We start from the raw sequence: 7,329 nt of genomic DNA, 5'->3' as shown, positions 1-7,329 counted from the left end.
GGATCAGGCTGCCCTCAGCTCCACCTCCCTGCTACGACAGGTCAGCGGTGAAGGTCTCTCACCTCCACACGAATCACAGCGCCTCACGGCGCAACTCGAAGACGAGCCAGGCCCCGAGCGCCGCCGCGGTGGTTCCACGTGCGGCCACACGTCCTTCACCCAGCCGGCCACCGCCGCCTCGTCGCGCTCGACGGCACGACGGGCCGGAACCTGATGGCTCCAGCCGTGCCGACGCAGCATCTGGGAAATGCCCGACAGCGTCATGGACTTGTGGAACCGCCGCCCGATCAACGCCTTGATCCTGGACAGCGTCCATCTCTGATCAGACCAGCCATGCGCGACCGGACCCTTCGCCAACTCCTCCTCGAGCACGGTGAACAGCGCGTCACTCAGCTTCGGACGGGATGCCGGGCCTTGAGAACGGACCCCATCCTGGCCGGCCTCGAGCCAAGCACGACGCCACCGCTGAACCGATCGGACGCTGACCCGTAACTCCTTCGCGATCTCCGTACTGCCCCAACATTCGGCGAACATCGCGACCGCTTCCATCCGGACCCGCTCACGGAACGCTTGCCTCTCCGCGGTCAGACCCCCACCCTGCGGATACCTCATACACCCGGCATACCGCGACGATCACCAAACGTCAGCCCCTATGTCGGCGTACTCCTCTGGGTGCTCCACCAAGTACAGAGGTATGTGCACCAGTCTCAGGCCGCGTTGTCGCGGTCTCGCTCGATGGCGGCGAGTCGGTTCTTGAGCCGGTAGCTGGGGCCGTTGATGGAGATCACGTCGCAGTGGTGCAGGAGGCGGTCGAGAATGGCGGTGGCCAGAACCTCGTCGCCGAACACCTGTCCCCATTCGCTGAAGGTCTTGTTCGAGGTCAAGATGATCGAGCCCTTTTCGTAGCGCTTGGAGATCACCTGGAAGACCAGGTTGGCCTCGGCGCGTTCGAGAGGCTGGTAGCCCACCTCGTCGACCACGAGGACAGCCGGCCGCAGGTAGCTGCCGAGCTTGCTGGTCAGGCGCCCGGCGGCCTCGGCAGTCTTGAGGTTGCGGACCATGTCGTCGAGGCTGGTGAAGTAGATCGAGTACCCGGCCCGGCAGGCCGCGACCGCGAGAGCGACGGCGATGTGTGTCTTGCCCACTCCCGGCGGCCCGAGCAGAGCCGCGTTGGCCTTGGCCTCGACGAAAGAGAGAGTGGCGAGGTCCTTGACCTTGCGCGGGTCGAGCTCGGGCTGGAACGAGAAGTCGTAGTCGTCCAGCGTTTTGTGGTGCGGGAGCTTCGAGATCCGCAGGCCGGTGCGGAAGCGGCGGTCGTCACGGACCGCGAGCTCTTCGGAGAGAACCAGGTCGATGAAGTCGAGGTATCCCATCTTGGCCTCGTCAGCCCGCTGAGCGTACTGAGCCAGGGCGTCGGCCAGGTGGGGCAGTCCCAGCTTGCCGGCCGTGTTACGGATGCGGGTGGAGACCAGCTCACTCAAGACGTTTCCCTCGTGCTCGGCTTGGTGGTGAAGGGGCGGGTGCCGGTCAGCTCGTCATAGACCGACAAAGGCCGACGGCCGACCTCGACCTGGGTGACCGCGGCCCGGTTCAACAGGGCCGCCAGCGGCCCGGATTCGGGGCCCGCATTCTGCCGACGGAGCAGGGGCAAGCTCCCGTCGCCAGCTGTGACGCGGCGGCCGGATCCCGTGGGCAGGCCGTCCCAGTGCTTCTCATCCACGACCCGGGCGCCCCTGCCGCCCGCCCGCGGATGGGTGGCCAGCAAGGTCTCGCCGCTGTGACCGGTGACGGTGGCATGCAGCATGATGTGGGACTTCGTGGCCCTGACCTCGACCAGCTGGCGAGGGCAGACCCTGCGGGCCGGCACCGAGTAGAGATTCGCGTCGAAGGCGACGAGGCAGTCCTTGCCGACATGGCGAAGGTGCCGCTGTGTGACCACATAAGGCGTCTGCGGCAGCGGCCGCAGGGCCACGTGGTCGCGGATCGCCCGGAGGCCGATGACCTCGCCGTGGGTGCCGTGGACCTTCGCCCGCCGCATGGGAACCCAGGCGGTGAACGCGGCGTTCATTTCCTCGATGGAGGAGAAGGCACGTCCGGCCAGAACGTGATCGCGGACGATCAGCACCTGCCGCTCGACCCGGCCTTTCCCCGTCGGCCGGTAGGCGGCCAGCACGTCGGGGTCGAAGTCGTAATGCCCGGCGAACGCGACAGCCTCGGGATGTAGCGGGACCGCCTCACCCGGTGCGACGTGCCGGCGGACCACCGTTTTCGTGCGGTCATAGACGATCGCCATCGGCACCCCGCCGAAGTGCGCGAACCCCTGGCGGTGGCAGTCGAAGAAGGTGGCCAGGTCCTGGCTGGTGGTGAAGCAGCAGAACGGATCACGCGAGTAGGACAACGTCATGTGGAACGAGTAGACCTTCGGGATACCGACATGGGCGAGGATCTTGCCCTCGTCACCCCAGTCGACCTGGGCCTGGGCCCCGGGCACCACCTCGAACCGGCGGTGCAGCCCCGCCAGCTCACCCGGGCTGATGCCCAGTTCCTCCGCGATGCGGGGCCGGGCCTCCTGCAAGTAGATCTTGACGCGCTGGTAGTTGATGGTGAACCCGTACTCCGCGACCAGCCGCTCGTGGATCACCGCCCCCTTGAGCAGGATCTCGGCCCGCAGCATCGCGTCGATCAACGGCGCGACCTCGTCCACCAGCCGCTGGTACGACTGACCGTTGGGAGCCCGCCGCGGCGGTGCGACCGGCGTCTCGCCCGACAAGTACTTGCCGACCGTACGACGGTTCAGCCCGGTCTCCTTCGCGATCTCCCGCAAGCTCATCGCACCGGACTCATACAGACCGCGAAACCGCCTCAGCTCCAACCAGCGATGCGGATCCAAGACCACCCTCGCCGCCCTCCACCGACCCAGAACAGGACGACAGAAGACTCGCGCGACACCCACCTCACCACATCAAGAACGGTGCACTTTCACCCGTACGCGGTGGTGCACGTTCACTTGTACGCCGACACCCTACGACAAGACAACTTCAAGGTCAGTAGTGGGTGGCGAAGAACAGGGGGCGGCCGATGCGGGCTTCGATGCGCAGGTATTTGCAGAGGAGGTGCGGGCCGTGGGTGTGTTCGCGGAGGATGTTGCAGATCTGTTTGACGGTGTCGAGGTCGGGGACGTCGGCGAGGACGTAGGCGGTGGCGGGGGCGCCCGCGGTCGCGGCGCCGACGGTCAGCTGGTCGTCGTCGATGGTGCCCAGTACGTGGACTCCGTAGCGGCCGGAGAGGTCGTCGAAGGCGGTGCGGATGGTGGCGGCGATGGCGGGCCACTGGCCGGGTTCGGTGCTGAAGAAGTCCTGGGTGACGTGGAAGAGGAACAGGGTGCGCAGCGGGCTGCCGGTCTCGGTTGCGGTGCCGATGGATGCGCTGGTGGTCACGGGAGGTCCTTTGCTGAGAGGCGGGGTGTCGTGGGGGTGGTGGTCAGGCCGTGGTGCTTTCCCGGGCGCGTTCTGCCGGCTCGGGGTGGTGGGAGCGGGCCGGCGGGAGGGGGGTGGTGTTCGGTCGGGCTGTGCGGCGGTCGAGCAGGCTGGAGGCGATGAGGGCGATCACGGCGATGACGGCTCCGGCGATCTCGATGGTGCCGGGCCGGTAGCCGCGGACGATCTGGATGGTCAGCGCGGTGATGGGGATCAGGGTGGAGAAGAGGACGGCGTTGGAGGGGCCGAGGAGTTTCATGCTGGCGTTCCAGGCCAGGATGGCGCCGACGCCGCAGACCACCGCGATGTAGAGGAGCGGCCAGGCGGCCGCGGAAAGGTCGCCGAGCGAGGGTGTGCGGGCACCGCCGGCGAACGTGATCCCCTGGGTGATCGCGGCCATGACGAGCGCGCCGGCGGCGGAGGTCAGGGCGGTGTAGCGCAGCGGGGACCAGCCGGTCAGGGAGGCCGCTCCGATGGAGTACAGCACCCACAGCAGTGCGGCGATCAGGACCAGGCCCTCACCGGCGCCGATACCGCCTGCCGCGGCTCCGCTCAGGCTCCCCTTGGTGATCACCAGTGCCACGCCCAGCAGGGCCAGCAGCGTCACGCCCAGCTTGGCGGGCCTGGGGGCCTTGCGGGTACGCAGCCACATCACCACCACGGCGATGCAGGGCTGCAGGGAGACGATCAGGGCGGTGTTCTGCGGGGTGGAGCGGGCCAGCCCGACGAACGAGAGCAGGTTCACCCCGGCGATGCCGATGACGCCGAGGCCGATGATCTGCCACATCCGGCCGTCGAAGCGCAGTGCCTGGCGGCCCTCGACCTTGACCAGGATCAGCAGCAGCAAGGCCGCCGCGATGAGGTAACGCAGAGTGGTGGTGTGCAGGGCGTCGACATGCTGGAAGATGCCGGCGGCCACCGGGAAGAGGCTGCCGAGGGCTATGGCGGCGCCGCTGGCCAGCAGCGCGCCCAGGAGAGGACGGGACACAGGGGGATCCTTAGAAGGTTCTCTAAATGGGACAATTTGAACCATACAGTATGGTTAGAGAACCTTCGAAACGTGGGGAGTGAGTCGCCGATGACCGCAAGGAAGACCGCATCCGTACCCGCCGATGCCGACCAGCCGGCGACCGCCGACATCTGCCTGTCCGACTTCCTGCGCGGCTACGCCGACCCGCTGCGGCAAAAGATCGTCCACCGGCTCTTCACCGACGGGGAGGCCGGCTGCGGCGACATCGAACTGCCGGTCACCAGAGCCACCGGCTCCTACCACTTCCGGATCCTGCGCCAGTCCGGCTGGACCCACACCCGCGCCGCGGGCCGGGAACGCTACATCTCACTGCGCACCGCAGACATCGAATCCCGCTTCCCCGGCCTCCTGGCAGCACTCCTCGCCGCCGGCCGCCCCACCGACACCCCCACCTGAGAGACTCCGACCCGGATCCGGCCGGAACCGACGGGCGCGAGCGAAGAAGCAGCCCTCGACGGCCGGGACAGCCGCTGCGCGCACGTTCTCACAAATGTTCATCTGTGAGAGTTCTGCGACAGCCCTTGGGGTGATCACGTTTCCGCAGGTCGCCGTTCGCAAAAGCCCTCTCGAAACCCGCGTGTTGTGCGAGGCACTTCTGAGAGACTTCCCGGATGGATCTCACGCCCCATCGGGCCGCATCTGCGGTAGAACGAAACGACTGTCCGAACTGTGCCGCGCCCGCCGGCAGCGCCTGCCGCACCCGGGGCGGGAAGACCGCCGCGAAGTACCACACTCCCCGCTTCGTCCTCGTCCCCGCGCTCCGCGAGGAACTGGAGATCCCCGTCCCCGCCGACCGGCACCCGGGCCGCGCGTGGAAGCAGGGTCCCGCGCTCGCGGTGGTGGCCGCGCCCCGCGCCGAGCGGCCGGTCCGCATCGGGTACGCCAGGACGTCGACGGCCCGGCAGGAGCTGGCGAGCCAGCTCGAAGCCCTCCACCGCGCCGAGTGCCACAAGGTCTTCAAGGAGCAGATCAGCACCCGCGTCAAGGTGCGGCCCGAGCTGGAGAAGGCCCTCGCACTGGCCCACCAGTTCAAGGAGGCCGCCCCCGAGACGCCCGTCATCCTCACCGTGCACGAACTCAAGCGCCTGGCGCGCAACGCGGACGAGCTGATGACGATGTCCGCCGAGCTCCAGGCCGGCGGCATCCAGCTCGAACTCCTCACCGGCCCGCTCACCGGGATCTACGACCCGAACGGCATGGGCGCCATGTTCTTCGCCGTCCTCGCCGTGGCCGGGCAGATCGAGCGTAACTACATCCGGGAGAAGACCCTCGAAGGCCAGGTCATCGCCGCCGCGAAGGGCAACCACGGCGGACGGCCGAAGGTCATCGACGACGACATGCTCACCTTCGCCATCGCGCTCAAGGACAAGGGCGTCCCCGTCCCCGAGATCGCCAAGAAGCTCACCATCAAGACGGGGAAGAATGCGGGCACGTCCCCCTCGGTGGCCTCCCTCTACCGGGCCCTGGCCGAAGCAGAGCAAGGGGAAGCGGCAGTCGAACCGCGGGTAATCGAGCAGCGGCGCCCCAGGCCCGCCCGGATCACAGGGCCGGGCAGCGAAAGGGACCCGGAGCTGATGCGGCGCCTGGAGCAGCAGGCCCTCGGACAGGGAGAGGCCCAGTGACGCTGTGGCGCCAGGTCCTGGCCGCGCTCAACGACCACAGCCTCGACACCGCAGAACGCGACGCCATCCTGGCCCGCGGCGCCGCCCACCTCGCCGCCCGCCGCACCCCCGAAGGAAAGCGCACCACCCACGAGGAGGTCATGGCCGTCGCGTTCGAGGAGTTCGGGATCCTGCTGGACACCCACCAGGCCCGCACCGCCCTGCGCTCCCTCGACTCAGGCAGGACACGGGGGTAACCCGAACGGCCCCGCCGCCGTTGAACCCGGCGTGGCCACAACGATGCGGCTCACCCCGGTCACCGGCGTGGGCCACCCCAGGAGCGAAACGGTTCTGCGCCCCGAGCTGGAGCCGATCTTCAGCGAGCTCGCCGAGCAATGGGAGAGTGCCGGCCACCTGGTGCCGGGCCGCGCGGACGAGGAGTGGACGATCCTCGCCCGCCGCTACCCCTGGCCCAGCCGCTGACCCCACCTCAATACTTCCGCGGCGGCATCGCCACCGCGCTCCCGGGGCTGTCGGACCGGCACCGTGGTTGGGCCCCCGGTCCGACAGCCCCATCACCACCACGCCGTCACGGCAGAGCTCGACCAGTACGAAGGCCCCGACCGCTCGGGAGATCAGGGACCTTCGGCGCCGGGGAAACTGACGCGGCGCCGACGCAGCGCAGGAATCGGAGCCGCGGACCGCACAGGACCCAACGCGGGGGTCCAGCCCCGTGCACGCGTCATCCCCTCCAACGAGTACGGCCGCGGCAAGGACACGGCCAGGACCAGACCCCATGATCAACTGCTTAGCGTTAACCGCCGTACCGATGTTCCCCGAGGCCGGCTTAGGGAAGTGGCTCTATGGACGACAAGTGGCTCCACTCGGAAGGGGTCCGTCCAGCGAACGTGTCTGACTCACATCCTCCTCCTTCATGCCAACGCACGCCAGGAGTGAGAACCCTCAACTGAAGTGAATGCAACACACCCCGGGTGAATCGGCCCTGACGCCCGACGCTCACTTGTGAGCGTTCATGTTTTTCACGCGATCGTCCACAAAGAGGCCTGACCCTCTCCCACGTCCCCGGCTGGCGTACTCCGGGTTCGGCCAATTGGGGAAGGTCGCTGAGTGAAGTTTCCCCGTGATCCTGGACACTCGATGTCTACGCTGCGAGGGCGTGCTGTTGCCGCTGCCTGGTCTCGGCCGGGGTGAGGTAGCCGAG

9 protein-coding genes are annotated in these 7,329 nt (G+C 68.0%); 4 read left to right on the top strand and 5 right to left on the bottom strand.

Annotated elements, in window-relative coordinates; all coding sequences use genetic code 11:
• Positions 1-3 precede the first annotated feature (3 nt).
• The 5 genes from ACIBEA_RS43790 to ACIBEA_RS43770 all read right to left on the bottom strand — a co-directional run bounded on the left by ACIBEA_RS43790 (position 4) and on the right by ACIBEA_RS43770 (position 4,464).
• The gene (locus tag ACIBEA_RS43790; RefSeq protein WP_399270038.1) at positions 4-612 is read right to left on the bottom strand and encodes a winged helix-turn-helix domain-containing protein; all 609 of its coding nucleotides are present in this window, start codon (positions 610-612) and stop codon (positions 4-6) included.
• Positions 613-707: 95 nt separating this feature from the next.
• Positions 708-1,481: an IS21-like element helper ATPase IstB gene (istB, locus tag ACIBEA_RS43785; protein ID WP_399270036.1), complete on the bottom strand. Its 774-nt coding sequence runs from the start codon at positions 1,479-1,481 to the stop codon at positions 708-710.
• Positions 1,478-2,896, bottom strand: a complete 1,419-nt coding sequence (istA, locus tag ACIBEA_RS43780) for an IS21 family transposase (RefSeq protein WP_399270040.1) — start codon at positions 2,894-2,896, stop codon at positions 1,478-1,480. The genes istB and istA overlap by 4 nt, the downstream gene beginning before the upstream one ends.
• A 148-nt stretch (positions 2,897-3,044) precedes the next feature.
• Positions 3,045-3,437, bottom strand: coding sequence for a hypothetical protein (locus ACIBEA_RS43775; protein ID WP_399270034.1), 393 nt, complete (start codon positions 3,435-3,437; stop codon positions 3,045-3,047).
• Between the two features lie 43 nt (positions 3,438-3,480).
• Complete coding sequence (locus ACIBEA_RS43770) at positions 3,481-4,464, bottom strand: DMT family transporter (protein ID WP_399270032.1); 984 nt, start codon at positions 4,462-4,464, stop codon at positions 3,481-3,483.
• Positions 4,465-4,554: 90 nt separating this feature from the next.
• On the opposite strand from ACIBEA_RS43770, the gene ACIBEA_RS43765 reads away from it, so the two are divergent.
• The 4 genes from ACIBEA_RS43765 to ACIBEA_RS43750 all read left to right on the top strand — a co-directional run bounded on the left by ACIBEA_RS43765 (position 4,555) and on the right by ACIBEA_RS43750 (position 6,590).
• The gene (locus ACIBEA_RS43765) at positions 4,555-4,902 is read left to right on the top strand and encodes an ArsR/SmtB family transcription factor (protein ID WP_399270030.1); all 348 of its coding nucleotides are present in this window, start codon (positions 4,555-4,557) and stop codon (positions 4,900-4,902) included.
• Positions 4,903-5,117: 215 nt separating this feature from the next.
• Entirely contained in the window at positions 5,118-6,128 is a 1,011-nt protein-coding gene (locus ACIBEA_RS43760; protein ID WP_399270028.1) for a recombinase family protein, read from the top strand.
• On the top strand, positions 6,125-6,364 hold the full coding sequence (locus ACIBEA_RS43755; protein ID WP_399270026.1) for a hypothetical protein: 240 nt from the start codon (positions 6,125-6,127) through the stop codon (positions 6,362-6,364). Before ACIBEA_RS43760 ends, ACIBEA_RS43755 begins: the two co-directional genes overlap by 4 nt.
• Before the next feature lie 31 nt (positions 6,365-6,395).
• A complete protein-coding gene (locus ACIBEA_RS43750; protein ID WP_399270024.1) occupies positions 6,396-6,590 on the top strand; it encodes a hypothetical protein in 195 nt (64 codons plus the stop codon).
• Positions 6,591-7,329: the final 739 nt, after the last annotated feature.

It is taken from the genome of Streptomyces sp. NPDC051555 (assembly GCF_044454405.1).
Lineage (GTDB): Bacteria > Actinomycetota > Actinomycetes > Streptomycetales > Streptomycetaceae > Streptomyces.
This window is presented reverse-complemented; position numbering and strand designations above follow the sequence as displayed.

Excerpts from the sequence above, each read along its gene's own strand:
- ACIBEA_RS43765 (WP_399270030.1), top strand. The coding sequence starts at position 4,555 with ATGACCGCAAGGAAGACCGCATCCGTACCCGCCGATGCCGACCAGCCG.
- ACIBEA_RS43760 (WP_399270028.1), top strand. The coding sequence starts at position 5,118 with ATGGATCTCACGCCCCATCGGGCCGCATCTGCGGTAGAACGAAACGAC.
- ACIBEA_RS43790 (WP_399270038.1), bottom strand. The coding sequence starts at position 612 with ATGAGGTATCCGCAGGGTGGGGGTCTGACCGCGGAGAGGCAAGCGTTC.